This window comes from Spirosoma flavus (genome assembly GCF_054778555.1).
Map to the genome: position 1 here is coordinate 937,263 of NZ_BAAGZL010000003.1, position 19,870 is coordinate 957,132.

Sequence of the window (19,870 nt, forward strand, 5' to 3'; positions counted from 1 at the left end):
CCTATGAAAGAAGTATTCACGTGGATTGGTCACCTGTACAACTTTGTGATATCGTTGCTTGTGACCAGCCTGCTGGGCGTTGTGACCTGGGGATGCTGGCAGCTTTATCAGGAAGCACATTTAGATAATTTATTCGTAAAAGAGGGTCAGCGGCAGATTGTGCAGGTTGGCAAAGCGGATATGAAGCATCGATCCTGGCGTGACTGGCTGGGCAATACGGTTTATTTAACCTTTACGTATCAGGGGAAAGATTATACTACGCGCTACGTAGCAAATGACCATTTTGTAGGCAGAGGAGACACTGTTCAACTACTCTATATTCCAAAGTACGATACTTTTCGGCAACCAGCCCGACCGGCTCAGAAGAATCAGTCGGTACGAAAATCCCGGCTGGTCGGCTGGACAACCATACGTGATTTCAACCAGGAAACCGCTCTACTTCTGCTCTGTGTTATTCTCGGAACAGCGTTCCTTTTCTTGGCGTCAGGTCTTATTGTAACGATCATTCCAGTACCGTTTCTGCAAACGATGGCACGTATCGTTCTTGTCGCCGAACTGTTAATTGCTACAGTTTTCTTAACCTACGATACCTGGCAATATCTCAAGTATTATCAGCGTCTGAAAGAGCAGGGACAAACCGTTTCTGTTCAGGTTATCGATACCAGACGTCATGTTGTTGGGGGCCACTCTAGTAGAAATTCGATAGACTGGTATGATTACGAAGCAACCGTTCGCTACCAGACACAGGAATGGATTATTGTTATTAGCGAACATGACTACGATATCCTTAAACCAAAGGATTCGTTGCAGGCACTTTATTCGCCATCGGTGAACGATCTTATGGCCGCCGACGCTCCACACGATTACGTGCGAATTTTTATGCCGCTGGTTTTTGGGCTGATCACGTTCATACTTCTTCGTTCAGCGGTGGCTGACATGTACTCGGCCAATCGAAAAACGATACGTTGAAAAAACGGGATTTCTACGGTTTATACTACCAGTAGTTTTACGCTAAAAGACTTAGACAATTTCACTGAATTTTGTCATGATAAGTTACCAAAATCCAACTTACAGACTAACCACTCTCCATTATGAAGGCACTTTGTTTTGTACTGCTACTAGCCCTGATTATCAGTTGTAAAAAAGGAGAAGATACAGCGACTACCCCTGAAAAAACGGTCAACGATGTTACTGTGACGGCCAAACAGCTTGGTGTTCCATTAAGCACTTTTGATACGGGCCCTTATCCACTTCAATCGGTGCTGGTCGGGAACAGCATCTATTTCGGAAACTACTCCAATACCGCTAAAGCACAGTTTTTTGTACGCTACAGCATTGCTTCAAACTCCTTCTCATCATCTCTAGCTAAATCGAGCAATGTGTGCGGTTGTGGCTATAGCAGTAAGTTGGTGTCGGATGGCACCAATATTTTCTTCATTGCCAACGATGCCACCAAATACACAGCCTCCTCTAACGCCTGGTCGGCTATAAATTACCCAACTACGGCCAAAGACAACAATGGCGAGGCTGGCGTGGGTTATTATAACGGCAATATTTATTTCATAGGAGGACGTACACCAAGCACACTTTTCAAATATTACTCCATCGGTCAGGATAAGTGGTTCACGGCACCGAACTATCCATTTGCTACAAATAGAAGTCAGGTAGCCGTTTATAAGGACCGTATCTACGCAATCGGGGGCGAAAATGCTCAACGAAAAGTAGCTTATTTCTCAACTGCCACAAACACCTGGACAACGTTACAGGACACTAAATTCGACGTATCCAGTAGCTACGAAAGTAATTTTGCGGCCGTATTGGGCGACTATCTGTACTTACTGCAAAACGGCGCGGTTTATGTTTATGACATCGCGAAAGATGCATGGTCTACCGAACCCATTAAAATTGATGGTCTACCCAGCTATGGGAACTTGTTTTCCGACGGTCAGAAACTTTATATTGCCGGAAAGAATACTTCGAATATACCGGTCGTTTTCGAGCTGACGTCGGCGTTCAAATAACTGCTATCGCTTAATGGCTCCGTTCAGGCTATTGCTGAACATACGTAATCGGATTTCGGTGAGTCGGCGTTTGGTATCAAGCGGGAAATCTCCTTTGAGTATCCAATCGTAAAAAGAAGGCTCTTTTTTCAGTACATCCAGCACCGGAATGCCTTTGTGTTTGCCAAAATTGAAGATTTCTTCGCCTTTGTCGTTGAGAATCATGCGTCCCGCCAGATCGACGTTCGTATTGGCAGTCAGGCTGTGGAGCATATCAATATCGTTCTCAAATACTACGTCCTGCCCACTGTCGGTACGTCCCATCATGCCAACGTAGCGTTGCACCTGTGCGTTGAGCACTTCGAGGGTTGCCAACGTATCAACTTCGGCACTGTGCGCGCCAATTAATTCTTTGTTACAATAGAATTTATAGGCTGCTGACAAATTACGTGGTTCCATCAGATGAAAAATCCGCTGGGCGTCTACCTGGCGACGATTTTTCAGATCAAAATCAACGTTAGCCCGCAGAAACTCTTCAACCAGCAGCGGTACGTCAAACCGATTGCTGTTAAAACCAGCCAGATCGCAACCTTCCAGAAATTGAGCCAATGTCCGGGCGACAGCCTTAAATGGGGGTGCATCTTTTACATCATCATCATAAATACCATGAATCAAACTCGACTCAATCGGAATGGGTATACCCGGATTAACACGCTGATTCTTAGTAACAACATCGCCACCGGGCATGGCTTTCATGATGCAGATATCAATGATACGGTCTTTAGCCGTATTGATCCCCGTTGTTTCGAGGTCGAAAAAGGCGAGCGGCTTTTTGAGGAAAAGTTGATGCGTCATAACCAAACCGATTTTCGCACGGTTAGACGCAAAGGTAAACAGGTTTCCGTGTAATCAATTTTGTCAGAACCGGGATTTAGCTGAATTAAGGATTTGCAGGATTGTCTGAACGAGGATTTCAACAAGATCGTGAAGATGTCCAGGTTTTACTTACTGCACTATTGCCCGTCATATAAGCCAATCCTGCAAATCCCTAAATCTGCTAAATCCTGGTTCAGAATAACTTCTTCAACCAATCCACACCTTTCCGGACCTCCTCCACCGATGGCATCCGACCTTCCTGCATCAATTCACGTATCGCGATAATCTCCTGATCACGTTTTAGCCCGGCAGCAGCTTTAATCTGGTTATCCTGAACGTATAAAGCCAGGAAATTATCATCTTTTTCAGGTTCGCCATCGTAAATAATGTCATCAATTTTCGTTGCATGACCCACGTAATTGATACGTTGCCCCTGCTGGTTAGTCCAGAAAAATGGAACAGAGCGATATGGCTCTTCATTACCAGCCATATTCATTCCCGCTACGTATCCCTGTAAGCCAGCTACTTTCCAGTGTTCAATACGTTGCGAACCATCATCAGTTGGGTAGTGAGCAATATCACCAGCCGCATACAATCCCTCAGCGATTTGCAGGAACTCGTCGGTTTTAACGCCACCGTCTTTTTCCAGAGGTATGTCTTTCAGAAAATCAGTACGTGGTTTAACGCCTAATCCAACCAGCACGAAATCGGCGGGCAGTTTTTCGCCATGATCAAGCACAACAGCATTTACAGTTCCCTCGCCTTCGAGTCGATCAACTTTTCGGCCCAGATGGAAGCGGATCCCTTCTTTCTCATGCCAACCCTGCATTACCCGACCAATTTTTTCGCCCAGTATTTTCTCGAAAGGCACTTTTTCAAGCCCCACTACGTCGACTTCGCTACCAAGTTTCCGCAAACTCATGGCCCCTTCCAGACCAATAAATGAACTACCGATGATAACAACACGCTTACCTTGTTTGCCTAACTCACGTATCTTCTGACTGTCGTGCAGCGTCCGGAGCGGATAAACCCCTTCGAGATCAGCGCCGGGAACTGGCAGTACGTTCGGTTTACCGCCCGAACATATGAGTGCTTTGGTATACGTTAACGTATCACCTGAAGCCAGCTCGATACGTTTGGCTGCCGGATCGAGCGACGTTACGTGTTGGCCAGTACGTATCTCGATGCCATAATCGGCATAGAATTCATCGGTACGTAGCGGCATCCATTCATCGGGCGCTTTCCCCTGTAGGTAATCTTTTGAGCAATTAGGCCGGTCGTAAGGCGCTTCTCCGCTTTCGGTCAGTACTATGATTTTCCCCGTAAAACCACCTTCACGTAAAGCTTCAGCGGCAAACGCACCGGCTCCTCCGCCCCCAATAATTACGAAGGTGTCAAGGTTTGCATCTTCCGGGGAAACCATGGGATTTTCCAGGCTTTCTTTAGTAGTCGTCAGCCGGACAACAACCTGTTCATTTTCAATACGTACCTCGTGTGTGGGCAGCCCACTTAACGCAGGTGATTCGAGCCGGTGGCCATCACGTATATCGAAACAGGCATTATGCCAGGGGCAAATAAGTCGGTTACCATGAAGAACACCTTTCACCAAAGGCCCCTGATAATGAGAACATTTAGGGTAAAGCGCATAAAACTGTCCATTGGCGCGCGCCAATAGTACGTCGGTATCGCCAACGCGCACCAGTTTAAGTTCGCCGTCAGCCATTTCATCAACTCGGCAAACGGGCGATTCCGTATATTCAGCTATCATACGTGGTTCTGTTTTAAACTATAAACCACGTAGCGCCAACTATTGATTTTTGTTTTTATTCAATTAGCCACAATTTCCAAAAGAAAAGCCGATGCACTATGTTGCATCGGCCAAACAAAATCGTGTTAATCCTTAAATCTGTTAATTCACACCCGGCAGCCGGAGCGGTTTATTTAGACGTAGCCATCACCATCTTAATATTTAACTTGGCACCCGTCTGTAATACATCTACCAGATCCTGAACCGTCAGCGATTTATCGAAACGTACTACCACTGTTGGCTCAGCAATACCGGCCATAATGGTTTTCAATTCGGTTTCCAGATTCGCCGGATCAACTGGTTGTTTATCAATAAAATACTGCTTCTTATCATCGACTGATAAGGTTACCTGTTTCTTACTTAGTTGCTGCGAAGCCGATGCTTTAGGCAGCATCAACTTTATTACGTTCGGATTGGCAACCGTTGAGATAATCAGGAAGAACAACAGCAGAAAAAACATGATGTCGTTCAGCGAGGACGTAGCAACTTCGGCGGCAAACTTATTTTTTCGGCGGAGTTTCATATTGGAGTGATGGACGATAAGAGATGAACGATTAGAATTAGGTAATGGTGGCGTCAGCCAACTTATCACCACCCCGGCGGCCCGGTTACCGTTCATCACTTAAATTACCTCATCCTTGCGGGTTCGTTGGTTGGTTTCTGAAGCACTTCAATGAATTCGAAAGCGTTCATTTCGAGAGCCAGCGTAAAGCGCTCAATCATCATATTGAGCAGGTGATAGCCCGAGTAGGCGATAACCCCCACAATCAGACCGGCACCCGACGTAATCATCTTCTCGTACAGACCGCCGGCAATAATGCCGACGCTGATATTATCGGACAGCGAGATATCGTAGAAAATCCGGATGATACCGGAAATGGTTCCGATAAAGCCCAACATGGGCGCAATACCGGCAATGATTCCCAGATAACCCATGTTACGTTCCAGCCGCGAGAGTTCGATCTGACCGACGGTTTCGATGGTACTTTCGATGTCGCGGATGGGTGAACCGATACGTCCGATAGCCTTTTCGAATACACGTCCCAGCGCGGTACGTTGATTCTTGGCAAAGGACTCAGCCGATTTTATATTTCCCTGCGCGATCATGTCCCGAATATTGTCGATAAGAGCGGCATCCGTCTTTGTTTGCGAGCGGATGACGAAGTATCGTTCAAAAATCAGGTACAACGTAGCAAAGAACAGAAACGCAATGGGGACCATTACCCAGCCACCTTTGGCCACTAAATCAAACAGTTGCAAGGTTTGGGGTTGCGTAGCCGTCGTGGCCGACAACGATGTGGCCGTAGTATCAACAGCCGGAACCTGGAGCAAGAGCATACAAACGAGTCGGGTAAGTGTATGAGGTTAAACCAACGTCATTACAGGAACAAACGCGCTGATTTCCTCGGATATTGTTTCAAAGATAAGAAGTAACGTCGACATCCTGTCCGTAAATGGCAAATTGGGTCCAATACGTTCAGGTAACGGCTTTTACGCTGTTTACGGCTTTATCAATATTTTCCCCCATCGGCCGGTATTTTCGGCATGTTTTACAGCCTCTTTTATCTGGTCGAGTGAGTACGAAGCTTCTACGGGCAATTGTATTTCTCCAGATGCCAGCAAGTTTATTACGTTTTGTGCTACGTCCTGCCGCGTCTGACTATCCACACGTTGCATCCAGTCCGACAGCCAGAACCCCTTGATCGTTAGTTCTCTAAAGATCATGAGCCCTACGTTTATCTCGGGATCCTGCAAACTTAATAAGCCATAAATCAGCATAGTGCCTCCTTTGCTCAGGCATTTCTGCGCTTCGGTGGCCGTATGTCCACCTACGGCGTCGAGTATGCAGGAAACACCTTTGCCGTCGGTAATCTCTTTAACGCGGGCCGCCAGTTGTTCGGTTTCTACGTTAATGACTTCCGTTAAGCCCAGCGATTTCAGTTCATCGTTCAGGTCGTTACGGCGAACTGTACCGATGGTTTTTATACCTCGCTGCTTACAGAGTTGAATCACCATTTTACCAAACGCCGACCCAGCCGCCGTCAGCATCAGCCAGCCGCCTTCCTGCACGCCCGACTCCTGCACCATCGCGTAAGCCGTAAAGGGATTTACGAACAGTTGAGCCGCTACATCGTCTGACATCGCATCGGGTACCGGAATCAGAGCGCGGTGGTGCGCAATGGCGTATTGCGACCACGTACCAATACTCGTAAAACTCACTCGTGTACCCGTCTGCATCTGTACGCCTTCGCCAACGGCATCCACTACGCCCATGCCTTCGAAACCTGCACCTGATGGCAGCTTAGGCCGAATTCCATACAGATTCTGCACAAACATAAGGTCGGCCGGATTGATCGGTGCGGCAATTACTTTGATACGTACCTCGTTCGGTCCTGGTTCGGGAACCGCTCTATCTGTTACGTCAAGAATATCGACAGGTTTGCCAATTTGATCAAAAATGACGCTTTTCATTAGCTGATGATTGAAAAATTATCGCTTTGATGAGTTTCTGAGATATTGTTTAGCGTGGTGCCAAAAATATGACTTAATTCGCACAAACTATTCCTAAACCATGAATACAGTCGATACGTAACCAGAGTCGGTTGATAGTAACGAAGCTATTAACTGACTCCTATCGACTAAAGCCTATTTCCTGATTTATGCAAACCTCTCCGTTTCTGGGTGAATTAATTGGCACAACAGTATTATTATTATTGGGTAACGGCGTTGTAGCAAACGTTGTTTTAAAACAAACGAAAGGCGAATCCGGCGGATGGATTGTCATAACGGCGGGATGGGCGTTTGCGGTAACCATGGGCGTCTTTGTTTCGAAAGCCTTTGGCAGTGTCGACGCACACTTGAATCCGGCCGTAACGGTAGCTTTTGCTGTAGCCACTAACGATTTTAGCCACGTAGTACCGTATATCACGGCCCAAATGATTGGCGGTTTTCTGGGCGCTACGTTAGTCTGGTTATTTTATCTTCCTCATTGGTCTGCCACGCCAGATCCAGGTTCTAAACTTGCCTGTTTTGCCACTGGTCCCGCCATACGTAACACTGGCGCTAATTTTCTAAGCGAAATGCTGGCTACGCTTGTTCTAATTTTAGGGCTGGCCGGTATTTCATCAAAGAATCTAGGTGAATTAGCTATTGGCGTAGGCCCATATCTAGTCGGTATTTTAGTTTGGAGTATTGGCCTTTCCCTTGGTGGTACAACTGGTTATGCCATGAGCCCCGCTCGTGATTTCAGTCCCCGATTGGCTCACGCTCTTTTACCCATTCCTGGTAAGGGCTCATCGGATTGGAGTTACGCCTGGATACCTGTAGCAGCACCTTTAGTCGGCGCTGCTATTGGTGGTTTTCTGATACGTCTGTACGCACTGTAGCTTCAAAGAGGAGTTATAAAGTTGAAGGGTTATATAGTTGTTAAGTTTTCCTTTGCGGAGCCAACTTTACAACCAGATAACCCTTCAACTTTATAACTCTACGTTAAGCTTCCAAAAATATTCGTATCCAGAAACGCATTCCTGAATTTACCCTGCGGGTCGTATTCCTGAAGCATCTTTCTGAACTCCGGCAGTTTTTCGTAACGCGACTGCAACTGTGCTGGAGCAATGGTAAACAGTTTTCCCCAGTGCGGACGTACTTTAAACGGAGCTAGTTCTTTTTCAATCATCGGCAGCACTTTCCGGACTGACGCCCAATCCTGTTTCCAGGTGAAGTGAATCGCTACGCTGGGTTGTTTGTAACAAGGACTCATCCAGAACGTATCGGCGTCAATAGTACGTATCTCCGAGATTTGCAGGTGTGGACTGATATGATCGCGAAGCTTTTCGACCGCTAAAATAGCTTCCATTGCATTTTTGCGGGGAACAAAATATTCAGATTGCAATTCTTTTCCACTACTTGGCGTAAAACCCATTTTAAAGTGAGGCATTCGCTCATACCACGGACCCGGTACGCCCATCTGGTCGGTACAGTGAATGGCGGATAGTTCGGCAATGGGGTGCAGGTTTTTTGTGGCGAGTTTGGCACCGTAAAATTCGGGTTTGGCTTCCAGCGTTTTGCCCTTCTCAATTTTGCGTTTTATCCACACTTCGTTCACGCGCTTTTTCTGCCAGTCGGTGAACAAACTAACGCTGTATCCGCTCGACATAATCGCGTCGAAATGTTCCTGAAGTTGGGCATTTGGCAAATCCACATAAACGTGCTGGCCCATCGTAAACGTTGGCTGGATGTCTAACGTCACTTTGGTAACCACCCCTAAACCGCCCAGATGCACCACGGCAGCTTTAAACGCTTCTCCGTCTTTTTCCCGCGACAGAGTACGTATCTCGCCTTTCGCCGTCACGAATTCCATAGCGGCCACAGCCGTCGAGAGGTTACCATTTTTCACACCCGATCCATGTGTGGCTGTAGCACAGGCCCCGGCAATGGAAATGTGCGGTAGAGACGCCAGATTGTGTAGCGCAAATCCCTTTTTATCAAGATAGGGGGCCAATTGCCCGTATTTCATGCTGGCGTCGACGGTAACGGTACGTGCCTTCGGGTCCAGCGATATTACATCGTCCATCTCTCTTAGCGAGAGGAATTGATTTTTGCTGTCGGCAATACTGTTGAAGCAATGACGAGTACCCAGCACCTTCAATTTGCTATATTTTTTTACGAGTTCCTGGGCCTGTTGAATGGATTTGGCAGAAGCTATTTTATTGGTACTGTACGCTAAATTACCCGCCCAGTTTTTGATCTTATCGTCTGGTATCCAGCTTACTAATGGAGCTAGTACAGGTGCTGCCAAAAGTGATGAGTATAGCTTTATAAATGTTCTTTTTTGCATGATTATAGGGTTTTTCGCTAAACTAATTGGATAATTTGACAATTTACACACCCAAACGAATATCCCCTAAACACCTCATGCCCTCATACGTAGCCGCTATCGACCAGGGAACCACCAGTACTCGCTGCATTGTATTCGACCGACAGGGTCAGATTGTTTCGCTGGCGCAGAAAGAACATAAACAGATTTATCCGCAACCCGGTTGGGTTGAGCACGACGCCGAAGAAATCTGGCGGAATACCCTCGAAGTGGTTGCTCTGGCACGTATCAAAGCCAAACTGTCGGTGCAGGACATTGCCGCCGTCGGTATCACCAATCAGCGCGAAACGACCGTTGTCTGGAATCGCCGAACGGGCAAACCGTATTACAACGCAATTGTGTGGCAGGACATGCGTACTGCTGATTTAGTTAATCAATTTGCGGCTAATGGAGGACAAGATCGCTTCCGACCAAAGACGGGATTACCACTTGCTACGTATTTCAGTGGATTAAAACTCAAATGGTTACTGGATAACGTAGCAGGTCTCCGCGAAGACGCCGAACGGGGCGACGCACTCTTTGGCAATATGGATACGTTTGTCGTCTGGAATCTAACAGGTGGACCGCAGGGCGGTTTGCATATCACCGACGTAACGAATGCCAGCCGAACCCAATTAATGAACCTGGAAACGCTGGCTTGGGACGATACGTTGCTCCGTGATTTCGACGTACCACGCGCCATGCTCCCAGCCATTCGCCCAAGTAGTGAGGTTTACGGCAACGTAGTATCAGAAGTCTTGCCGGGCGTTCCAGTGGCGGGAATTTTGGGAGACCAACAAGCGGCCTTGGTCGGTCAAACGTGTTACGAACCGGGGCAAGCCAAAAATACATACGGTACTGGCTGCTTTCTGTTAATGAATACGGGCACCGAACTACGCGCTTCCACTTGCGGCCTGCTGACAACTGTAGCGTATCAATTTAAGGATCAACCAGTTCACTACGCTTTAGAGGGTAGCGTTGCCATTACGGGGGCACTCGTACAGTGGCTACGTGACAACCTCGGTATTATCAAAAAAAGCACGGATATTGAGAGCCTTGCCCGTTCGGTCGATGATAATGGCGGTGCTTATTTTGTGCCAGCATTCTCGGGTCTGTTTGCTCCCCACTGGAAATCCGACGCTCGTGGTGTGATCGCCGGTCTGACCCGTTTTGTGACTAAAGGCCATATTGCCAGAGCCGTTTTAGAAGCTACGGCATACCAGACTGTCGACGTAGTACGAGCCATGGAACAGGATGCTGGTGTGTCGCTCAGTTCGCTACGTGTCGATGGCGGCATGGTGGTCAATTCGTTGCTGATGCAATTTCAGGCCGACGTACTGAACCAACCCGTTATTTGTCCGCGCATGACCGAAACAACTGCGCTTGGAGCTGCGTATGCCGCCGGATTAGCGGTTGGATATTGGCAAAACCTGGATGATTTACGTCAGAATTGGGGCGTTGCGCAGACGTATCAGCCGGCAATGGAAGAAAACCAACGTAACAAACTAATGCGCGGCTGGCAAAAAGCCATCGAACGATCGTTCGGTTGGGAGGACAATTGATATATGAAGCAGGATGTATGATATATGACTATTATAGAGGTAATACATCATATATCATACATTTTTTTCGCTTGGTTTTAGTTCCTCCGCCAATCTAATCCGCGTTTGAGGTAAGCTTTCGGGATATTCGTCGCGGAGGAAAGCAATAAGTTTTTCACGAACATGGCAACGTAAGTCGAACGCTGATGGCGCGTCCCGTGCCGACACCAGTACACGTACTACGATACAGGTAGGCTGTGTATCAGTCACTTGTACAACAAATACGTCCTGATTCCAGAGGGGATCTTCTTCCGCAAATTTCCGTGCCTGAGCCCTTACTTTATCGATGGGCGTATTATAATCGAGATATAGGAAAACGGCACCGGTGATGGATGCGTCGGAGCGAGTCCAGTTTTCGAATGGAGTTTCTACAAAATACGTAATTGGTAAAATCAGCCGACGACGGTCCCACAGCCGAACGATTACGCTGGTCAGGTTGATTTCCTCAACCCTACCCCACTCTTTTTCAACCACAACAGCATCGTCTAACCGGATTTGCTGATTAAACGCAATCTGAATGCCCGCCAGTAGGTTCGCAAGGGTTTTCTGGGCAGCAAAGCCAAGTACGACTGATACTACCCCCGCCGATGTTAATACGCTTAAACCGACTTTCCGGCTTCCCTGAAACGTAATCAGCAGCAATGAAGCACTTAATATGATGATAATAATTGCTACCATTCGCCGAAAAAATCGCACCTGCGTAACGAATTTCCGGTGCGACAAATTGATGTCCTGAGCGGTATCATACTGGCCAATCAGCCGTAGCTCGCCAACTTTCAAAAGTTGAATAATCAACCACGTAGTAGCGATTAAAAAGGTGATCTCAGCCGTTTTATCCGCCACTGGATGCCGACGCAGAAATCGCTCCGACTGCATATTGGTTGCCAGCAGAAAAAATACCGAAGGCACAAAAATCCAGAATGCCCAGCGCGCATACACTTTGAGAAGAGCCAGTGTCTGAAAAGGGCGCCGACGGACAATAAATCGGAGGATCTGGGTTATGAAAAGATCAACGGCAAAGCCTAATACGACGGCCGTAACGAGCAGAATCCACCCTGATAAATCGCGGTTTGGGACGAAGCCAAACCAGCGAACTATGCTTCGTATCCAGATATCCAGTTGCTGTTGCATGGCGTAAAAATAAGCAGAGCCGGAAGGATTTCCTTCCGGCTCTGCTTCACATAATTTCTAACACGTTACTAGTCAAGAGTTAAACTTCGTTTTGCGATAAATAGTCTCCATTGGCAAAGCTAAATCGCCCAAGTGCACTACCGATTCAAGTGTGCGGTAATCATGGTTCAGCCATTCATCTGGTACGTTCGTCCGCGTATAAACAGATGCAAACGGGCGATACTGGTCTACAAACAAAATGTGTTGTAACGAAGGAATCAATTTGTAGTAGCTTAGTTTCTCTTCCATGTCAAACTTCCGGGTACTTTTTGAGAGAACCTCGACAACAATTTCGGGATTTTTAATGCGCATTTCGGTTATTCGACCGCCAAGAGTTGTCCCATAGTCAACAGGCACCTTCACCACAGAAATATCAGCATTTACGTCGCCGTCCTGGTTAGGAATGACAATCTTAATATTACTCCCCAAGACATCATACCCATCTTTATTGAAAAAGTGGTTAGATAACAGCATTCCCAAAATAATCACTAAAGACTCATGACGGCGGCTGGCCTGACTCATTATAATTTCACTATTTAAGAATTGTACGGTGTACGGAACACTGTCAACTACACCCACGTATTCTTCCCAAGTTGCTGGCATACGTAGCAACTCATCCTCTTCCAACGTATCAGGCAGATTTAACATAACGGCTTCCATGTTTCTTGGACGGGTTCACATAGACAAGGTAACACTTTTACGAAAACAAAAAGCAGGCAATCCAAATCGAATCGCCTGCTGCTATAAAACTAAATTTATTAACTATGCCAAAAGGGGTTTCACAACTTTCCCGTGCACATCTGTTAAGCGATAACGGCGCCCTTGGCTTTTAAAAGTCAATTTTTCGTGGTCGACGCCGAGCAGGTGTAATACCGTTGCCTGAAAATCGTGAACGTGAACAGGCTCTTTAATCACATTGTAGCCAAAATCATCCGTTTCGCCGTACACCACACCTTTTTTCACACCAGCACCCGCCATCCAGACCGTAAAAGCGCGTGGGTGGTGATCGCGACCGTAATTATCGCGGGTAAGTTTTCCTTGTGAATAAGCACCTCGCCCAAATTCGCCACCCCAGATAACGAGCGTATCGTCGAGCAGACCGCGTTGCTTTAAATCCATGATCAGGGCTGCAGAAGGCTGGTCGACGCTCTTCGTCTGAATTTTAATGTCGTTTGGTAGATTACCATGCTGGTCCCATCCCTGATGGTACAATTGCACAAACTTGACGTCTTTCTCGATCAACTTACGAGCAAGCAAACAGTTCGCTGCGAACGTACCGGGCTTGCGGCTGTCGGGTCCATACATATCGAAAATGTATTCCGGCTCCTTCGAAATATCGAGCGTTTCTGGTACGGAAGTTTGCATCCGGTATGCCATTTCGTACTGCTGCATCCGATTGTTGATTTCCGGGTCAAGCACTTGTTTAAATTGCTCCTGATGCAGTTTTCCCAGATAATCGAGCATCCGCCGGCGACTGGTTTTATCAATGCCCGGTGGATTATTCAGATAGTAAACCGGATCGGGCCCTGACCGAAATACGACGCCCTGATGCACCGATGGCAGGAATCCATTGCTCCAGAGTTTAGCATAGAGCGGCTGATCGCCATCTCGCCCTTTGGAAAGGAGTACGACAAAAGCTGGAAGATTTTGATTGTCAGAGCCTAATCCGTAACTAACCCAGGAACCAAACGAAGGCCGCCCCGCTTGCTGACTACCCGTTTGAAAGAACGTAACGGCGGGATCGTGGTTAATGGCCTCAGTATGCAACGACCGAATAAAGGTTAAATCAGGTGCGATGCGTGACGTATGAGGCAGCAATTCGCTAATCCACATCCGACCGGGACCGTATTGAGCGAACTTATACTTCGAAGCCGCCAGTGGAAAGCGGCTTTGCCCCGCCGTCATACCCGTAAGTCGTTGACCTTTACGTACCGACTCAGGTAAATCCTGACCCCACATAGCTTCGAGTTTCGGCTTATAATCGAACAGTTCCAACTGCGAGGGAGCCCCACTCTGGAACAGGTAAATAACTCGCTTTACTTTCGGCGAAAAATGCGGTTTGCCAACAGCCGGATTCTCCCCCGGTGTGGATGGACCCGCAAACAAGCCGGTCGGATTGAGCAACGAAGCCAACGCTATCGTTCCTAGTCCGGCGCCCGCCTGCCCCAGAAAATTCCGGCGGCTAAGTTGGTCATGTATTTGATCCTGAATATCCATAATTGCATGGAACATAGGGCATGGGGTTACTATTTACCCTACGCTCTTACCTTTTTATTATCGCTTCATCGAAATTCATAATCGTACTCGTCACTACCGTCCAGGCAGCTAATTCGGCGGGATTCATTGTTTTATCTACAGGATATTCGCCTACAGATAGCAACTCACTAGCTCGCTTCGGATTCTTTTTAAAGTCAGCCAGCTCTTCGTCATAAAGTTGTTTCATTAGCGCAACTTCCTGAGGCCGCGCGGGGCGACTTACCACCGTTTTGAATATTGTCGAAACACCCTCACTATCAGTCTTCTTTCTTACAGCTATTCGTTGTGCCAATACACGGGCGGCTTCTACAAACTGCGGGTCATTCAGCGTCACCAAAGCTTGTAAAGGCGTACTGGTTTTCTGTCGCTTCACAATACAGGTATGGCGTTCGGCCGCGTCGAAATTAAGCATCATCGGCGGTGGCGACGACCGTTTCCAGATTGTATACATCGAACGACGATACAAGCTATCACCATGATCCTGAACATATTTAACCGCGTTACGTGTCGCTAATGCCTCCCAGATACCATCCGGCTGATAGGGCAACACGCTTGGTCCGCCGATACGTTGGTTTAGAAGCCCGCTAGCGGCTAATGCGTTATCACGTACTTGCTCCGCCGACATCCGGAAGCTCGGTCCACGCGTCAGGAAAATATTGTCAGGATCGGTCTCGCGTGCTTCATTCGATACGTTAGATGCCTGCCGGTACGTTGCCGACATGACAATCAATTTATGCATTGCCTTAGCGTTCCAGCCCGTTTCCCGGAACTTCACAGCCAGATAATCCAATAATTCGGGATGACTTGGCAATGCGCCCTGATTCCCAAAATCGTCGGAATTTTTCGCTAATCCCTGCCCAAAATACTGCTGCCAGAACCGATTGACCATCACCCGACTAAACAGCGGATTTTCAGGCGACAACAGCCACTTAGCTAAGCCAAGCCTGTTTTTAGGCATCGACTCATCCATCTTATTCAGACTGTGCAGTACGGCTGGCTTAACGATTTCCCCAGGTGCGTCGTAAGCACCTCTTTTAAGCAGATGAGTTTCGCGCGGGGTCTTTCGTTCCTCCATAACCATAACCTGATCAGAGTTGGTGTAAAGCATAATTTGCTCTCCCCGCAATTTCATGGCTTTGGCAAAATCGGCCCGGTAAATAGGGTCCTGCGTCGTTACGTAGTATGTATATAGGCCACTACGTTGGGCGGGCGTCCGGCTAGCTACGGGTGTACGTAGCGCAGCCTGAAGTTCATCAGATTTTCCAGCCAACTTGGGCAATTCAAGCGGAGTAAGACAACGGTTATAGATACGTAGCTCATCGACTGCAAAATCTTTATAAAAATAATCGTGCATCCGACCCACATAGAACGAATGCTGAGCCCAATGAGTCTTATCCTTACCCCATACAGTGCTGTGAATCAGATGATCATTAACAACTTTAGTACGTAGTGGATTTCCATTCAGGTAAAGCGAAAAGCCTTTTGCCCGGCCCGTTCCATCATAGGTAAAAGCAACCTGAAACCACTGCCGTACCGGCACTTTATCAACCGTCTCTATGTCAATGGCGTTGGACGGCCAAACGTGGCTGAACGTCAGCTTTAATCGTCCATCGGCCAGTAAATCAAGTTGATAACCACGTTGACCATCCATCGGACCAGTGGTACGTCCCAGAAGGGTTAAGGCCATATTTGGCTTGGCCAGATTGAACCAGCTACTTATCGAAAACGGTTCATTTTGTTCAAAAGCACCAAATTCGCCCGGAAGCTGAATAAAGCTGTCACCCGGCAAGAAACGCGCCTTGCCGAAACGCCCCGGCACCGAGTACGGAACTTTGTCTGGGTCGCCACCAAGCCGCGCCGGAATCGTATCATTTACCGAATTGGCAAAAGCGTTACGGGGATCTTTCCAAAGTTCTTCTTTCGTTTTGCGCTTTGGCGGCTCTTTCTTCTCATCCTTTTTCGTTACTACGTTCTTTTTGCCCGTTAGCAATTCTTTTTTCTTTTCAGCCTCTTCCAGTTTCTTTTTCTGCTCAGCTTCCAGCTTTTTCTTCTCATTTTGCTCCTTCACATACGCGCTGATATCAGTCCGGTCTGCTTCGTCGAATGTGTAATGGGCCAGCAAACCCGAATCAGTTGATGAGATAGCGTAAGAACCAGCCTGAGCCAGCCACTGACTAAATCGCTTCTGATAGTCAGGGCGATTGGGGTTCAATTTTTGTTGAACAGGCGTCAGTTGATTCCGAATAAATTTGAGCTTGGCGTCAGTTTCGGGCTTGGTTAACGTAACGGTTGGGGCCGCTTCGCCGTTGTACGGAATCTGACCACGCTCATTGTTGCTGTTGAAAAAGGCGTATAGTGAATAATAATCTTTTTGGCTGATGGGATCGTATTTGTGGTCGTGACAGCGGGCGCATTCGACCGTCAGACCAAGCATGGCTTTCCCAAACGTATTGGTACGGTCTGCTACGTATTCCGTCCGGTATTCTTCGTCGACAATACCACCTTCCTGACTCTGCTGGTGATTCCGGTTGAAAGCCGTTGCAATCAACTGATCCCGATTAGGATGCGGCAATAAATCACCAGCCAGTTGCCACGTAATGAAGCGATCAAAAGATAGGTTTCGGTTAAAAGCCCGGATGACCCAATCCCGATACGGCCACATCGTTCGTAAGCCATCATCCTGATACCCATGCGTATCGGCGTAACGTGCTACGTCGAGCCATTCAACAGCCTGACGTTCTCCAAAATGCGGATTCGCCAGCAATCTATTTACTACGTTCTCGTAAGCGTTGGGCGATTTGTCGGCTAGAAAAGCATCCACTTCGGCCGGGGTTGGCGGCAAGCCAGTGAGGTCTAACGTAACACGACGTAGCAACGTAGTTTTATCCGCTTCTGGCGTATGGCTCAATTTTTTGTCTTGTTGCTTGGTCAGGATAAAGCGGTCAATATCATTCACAATCCATTTGTCGTCCTTAACCTTCGGCACTTCGGGCATTGTCGGCGCAATGAGCGACCAATGTTCTTTGTATTCAGCACCCTGTTCCACCCAACGTAGCAGCAAGGCTTTCTCGTCGGCAGTCAACGTCAGATTCGACTTCGGCGTGGGCATCATTACGTCAGGGTCAGTGCTGAGAATACGGTTCACCAGTTCACTCTTGGCGAGATTACTTGGAACGATGGCCGTATGACCACTTTTCGAAAGAGCTTCATAAGCGCCTTCGGGGGTGTCGAGACGTAGCCCTGCTTGTTGCTTAGCTTTATCGGGCCCGTGGCAGGCAAAACAACGGTCGGATAAGATAGGCTTTACGTGCAGATTATAATCGACCTTTTCGGGCAGATTGATTTCAGCCGCCACTACATCGGCTGGTTTTTCCACGGAACGATTGCAAGCCGTCAGCCAGATTGTAGCGACAAATAAACCTGCCGTTGCGCAGAGTAAACCGAATCGGAATCGTATGTCGGACCAAAAAGCCATTCTTACGAGTACGTTGTATTTGAAATAATACTACTTGTTCTACAAAAATAACAATCAATCAGGTACAGAAAAATACCTTATCGGGCAGCCTGCTGAAACTATTTTAAGTGCTTATGCTGAACGTAGAGGAAGGGCAAGCGAGAAGTCTCCACTCAACGTAGTAAATCATTTTCACTACGTTAGTTTACTTGTAACAACGTATCAGGCTACTCTGGTTCACTTCGCCGGTATAATATCCTGCTAACGTAGTATTTTTTGAAGGTAGGCGTTCATACGAACTGCTACGTTATATAAACTTAATTTTTCTTTTCCTCACCCGTTTTAGCTTCCTGACCGGCTTTGGCAAATTCGGCTACGGCCTGTTCTGTAACACCACCTACAATCTCCAGATTTGGTAGCGCTTTTTTAAGCATAGCCAGGCCACTTTCGGTCACTTTCGTCTGCCAGAGATATACGGTTTTCAGGCTTTTCATGCTTGCCAATTCAGCAAGTCCAGCGTCAGATACAGACGTACCGTAGAGATTTAAATATTCCAGATTTGATAAACCTTTTAGTTGCTTAAGGCCGGCATCTGTAATTTTTGTTTGTTCCAGATGAAGTTTCTGAAGGTTTTTCAACTTAGCAATCTGCGCCAACGTAGCGTCGGAGATTTGCGTATCGCTAAGCTTTAGCCAAACAATCTGATTACTCAACTTGGGCAAAACGGCAGCCTGTGCGTCGCTGAACGAACGGGCATTGACAGCGCTCACTTCCAATTGATTCTGCTCCTTCGAAATAGGAAGCACCAGCAGTCCGGTTTTCTTTACTTCCTCCATAACTTTCGGATCGGCGGCTGGCACTTTCATTGTCAACACAGGCGATTCAGGCGCTGGCCCTTTGGTTGCAACAGCATTTCCACCTGCTTCAACGGGTCCGCCACCGCCTAAAGATGCCAACACGGGACGTATCGCGTCGTTAACGGCCAATTCCGATACTTTTTTGTTGAACGGCGCCCCTTGATCAATCCACCAGGTCAGTAGCGCAATCTGACTTTCCTCAAGCTGTGGTTTGCCTTTTGGGGGCATATGGTGGTCATCTTCTTCGGGCAGCAGGCATACTTTTACTAACTTACTTTGTACGCCCTTGCCAGCCACCAGCACTGGCCCTTCCTTAGAGCCTTTTTTGATCAAATCGGGCGTGTCAAGACGAAGTCCGCCCTTCGATTTGTCGGCGTTATGGCACTGAATACAACGGGTATGCAGAATTGGATTGACAATCTGCTGGTAGACCATCGCCTGATTTACGTCGGTGATCGGTTCAACTTTCAAAGCAGGAAGTTTTGGTGGCAATCCTGCCACTGACCGCATTGGTCCGGGCATGTATTGCGTCAGATAATCCGAACCATGGGTAAGATTTCCACCCAAATGGCCAGCCGACAAAATCAGAATTAGTGCTATTCCTAAAACCGGAAGATATAAGACAGAAGCGGCCGGTAAAATTCGACCAAGATTCTCCGATTTAACTCCCCAGGCAATCCAGGCAAAAACGGCAACGCCAATGCCCTGCCACATGTGCGAATTCAACGTATCAGCTTCATACCCACCGCCCAGCGACAGCATATAGCCGAACACACAAGCCATCGTAGCACTGACCGCTGACCAGAATAAAATAAGCGTAATGGTATGCTGACTAACCGAATTTCGTCGGGTTAACCGGTCAATTTCGAGAAGACCGGCAATTAATAAAAAGCCAATCGGCAGGTGTACGATTAACGGGTGAAAATGCCCCCAGAATAACACCCAATCCGCTGGCGAAGTGGCCGCCTGCAATAGAATTAAACTTATCATAATC

At 47.5% G+C, this 19,870-nt stretch carries 15 protein-coding genes; 4 read left to right on the top strand and 11 right to left on the bottom strand.

Features of this window, described 5'->3' with window-relative positions:
• Positions 1–3: 3 nt before the first annotated feature.
• A complete protein-coding gene (locus tag ACYVF1_RS20275) occupies positions 4–969 on the top strand; it encodes a hypothetical protein (protein ID WP_461082204.1) in 966 nt (321 codons plus the stop codon).
• Positions 970–1,091: 122 nt separating this feature from the next.
• On the top strand, positions 1,092–2,021 hold the full coding sequence (locus tag ACYVF1_RS20280; protein ID WP_461082206.1) for a Kelch repeat-containing protein: 930 nt from the start codon (positions 1,092–1,094) through the stop codon (positions 2,019–2,021).
• A gap of 3 nt (positions 2,022–2,024) precedes the next feature.
• Here the strand turns inward: ACYVF1_RS20280 and ACYVF1_RS20285 are convergent, their stop codons facing one another.
• The 5 genes from ACYVF1_RS20285 to ACYVF1_RS20305 all read right to left on the bottom strand — a co-directional run bounded on the left by ACYVF1_RS20285 (position 2,025) and on the right by ACYVF1_RS20305 (position 7,155).
• Positions 2,025–2,855 (bottom strand): exonuclease domain-containing protein, encoded by an 831-nt coding sequence (locus tag ACYVF1_RS20285; protein WP_461082208.1) that lies wholly within the window; start codon positions 2,853–2,855, stop codon positions 2,025–2,027.
• Between the two features lie 214 nt (positions 2,856–3,069).
• Positions 3,070–4,644: an FAD-dependent oxidoreductase gene (locus tag ACYVF1_RS20290; RefSeq protein ID WP_461082210.1), complete on the bottom strand. Its 1,575-nt coding sequence runs from the start codon at positions 4,642–4,644 to the stop codon at positions 3,070–3,072.
• Between the two features lie 169 nt (positions 4,645–4,813).
• Entirely contained in the window at positions 4,814–5,206 is a 393-nt protein-coding gene (locus ACYVF1_RS20295) for an ExbD/TolR family protein (RefSeq protein WP_461082212.1), read from the bottom strand.
• Positions 5,207–5,310: 104 nt separating this feature from the next.
• Positions 5,311–6,021, bottom strand: coding sequence for a MotA/TolQ/ExbB proton channel family protein (locus ACYVF1_RS20300; protein WP_461082214.1), 711 nt, complete (start codon positions 6,019–6,021; stop codon positions 5,311–5,313).
• A 162-nt stretch (positions 6,022–6,183) separates the two neighbouring features.
• Complete coding sequence (locus ACYVF1_RS20305) at positions 6,184–7,155, bottom strand: zinc-dependent alcohol dehydrogenase family protein (RefSeq protein ID WP_461082216.1); 972 nt, start codon at positions 7,153–7,155, stop codon at positions 6,184–6,186.
• Between the two features lie 188 nt (positions 7,156–7,343).
• Here ACYVF1_RS20305 and ACYVF1_RS20310 point away from each other — a divergent pair, with 188 nt between their 5' ends.
• A complete protein-coding gene (locus tag ACYVF1_RS20310) occupies positions 7,344–8,069 on the top strand; it encodes an MIP/aquaporin family protein (RefSeq protein ID WP_461082218.1) in 726 nt (241 codons plus the stop codon).
• A 98-nt stretch (positions 8,070–8,167) separates the two neighbouring features.
• On the opposite strand, the gene ACYVF1_RS20315 is transcribed toward ACYVF1_RS20310, so the two are convergent.
• The gene (locus tag ACYVF1_RS20315) at positions 8,168–9,520 is read right to left on the bottom strand and encodes a D-arabinono-1,4-lactone oxidase (protein WP_461082220.1); all 1,353 of its coding nucleotides are present in this window, start codon (positions 9,518–9,520) and stop codon (positions 8,168–8,170) included.
• A gap of 77 nt (positions 9,521–9,597) precedes the next feature.
• On the opposite strand from ACYVF1_RS20315, the gene glpK reads away from it, so the two are divergent.
• Positions 9,598–11,100, top strand: a complete 1,503-nt coding sequence (glpK, locus tag ACYVF1_RS20320; protein ID WP_461082222.1) for a glycerol kinase GlpK — start codon at positions 9,598–9,600, stop codon at positions 11,098–11,100.
• Between the two features lie 54 nt (positions 11,101–11,154).
• Here glpK and ACYVF1_RS20325 read toward each other — a convergent pair whose 3' ends face one another.
• The 5 genes from ACYVF1_RS20325 to ACYVF1_RS20345 form a co-directional block, all read right to left on the bottom strand.
• Positions 11,155–12,270, bottom strand: a complete 1,116-nt coding sequence (locus tag ACYVF1_RS20325; protein ID WP_461082224.1) for a mechanosensitive ion channel family protein — start codon at positions 12,268–12,270, stop codon at positions 11,155–11,157.
• Positions 12,271–12,342: 72 nt separating this feature from the next.
• Positions 12,343–12,969, bottom strand: coding sequence for a Uma2 family endonuclease (locus ACYVF1_RS20330; protein ID WP_461082226.1), 627 nt, complete (start codon positions 12,967–12,969; stop codon positions 12,343–12,345).
• 102 nt (positions 12,970–13,071) lie between these two features.
• A complete protein-coding gene (locus ACYVF1_RS20335; RefSeq protein ID WP_461082310.1) occupies positions 13,072–14,526 on the bottom strand; it encodes a DUF1501 domain-containing protein in 1,455 nt (484 codons plus the stop codon).
• Between the two features lie 46 nt (positions 14,527–14,572).
• Entirely contained in the window at positions 14,573–18,040 is a 3,468-nt protein-coding gene (locus ACYVF1_RS20340) for a DUF1553 domain-containing protein (protein ID WP_461082228.1), read from the bottom strand.
• Positions 18,041–18,336: 296 nt separating this feature from the next.
• Positions 18,337–19,866: a c-type cytochrome domain-containing protein gene (locus ACYVF1_RS20345; protein ID WP_461082230.1), complete on the bottom strand. Its 1,530-nt coding sequence runs from the start codon at positions 19,864–19,866 to the stop codon at positions 18,337–18,339.
• Positions 19,867–19,870 lie beyond the last annotated feature (4 nt).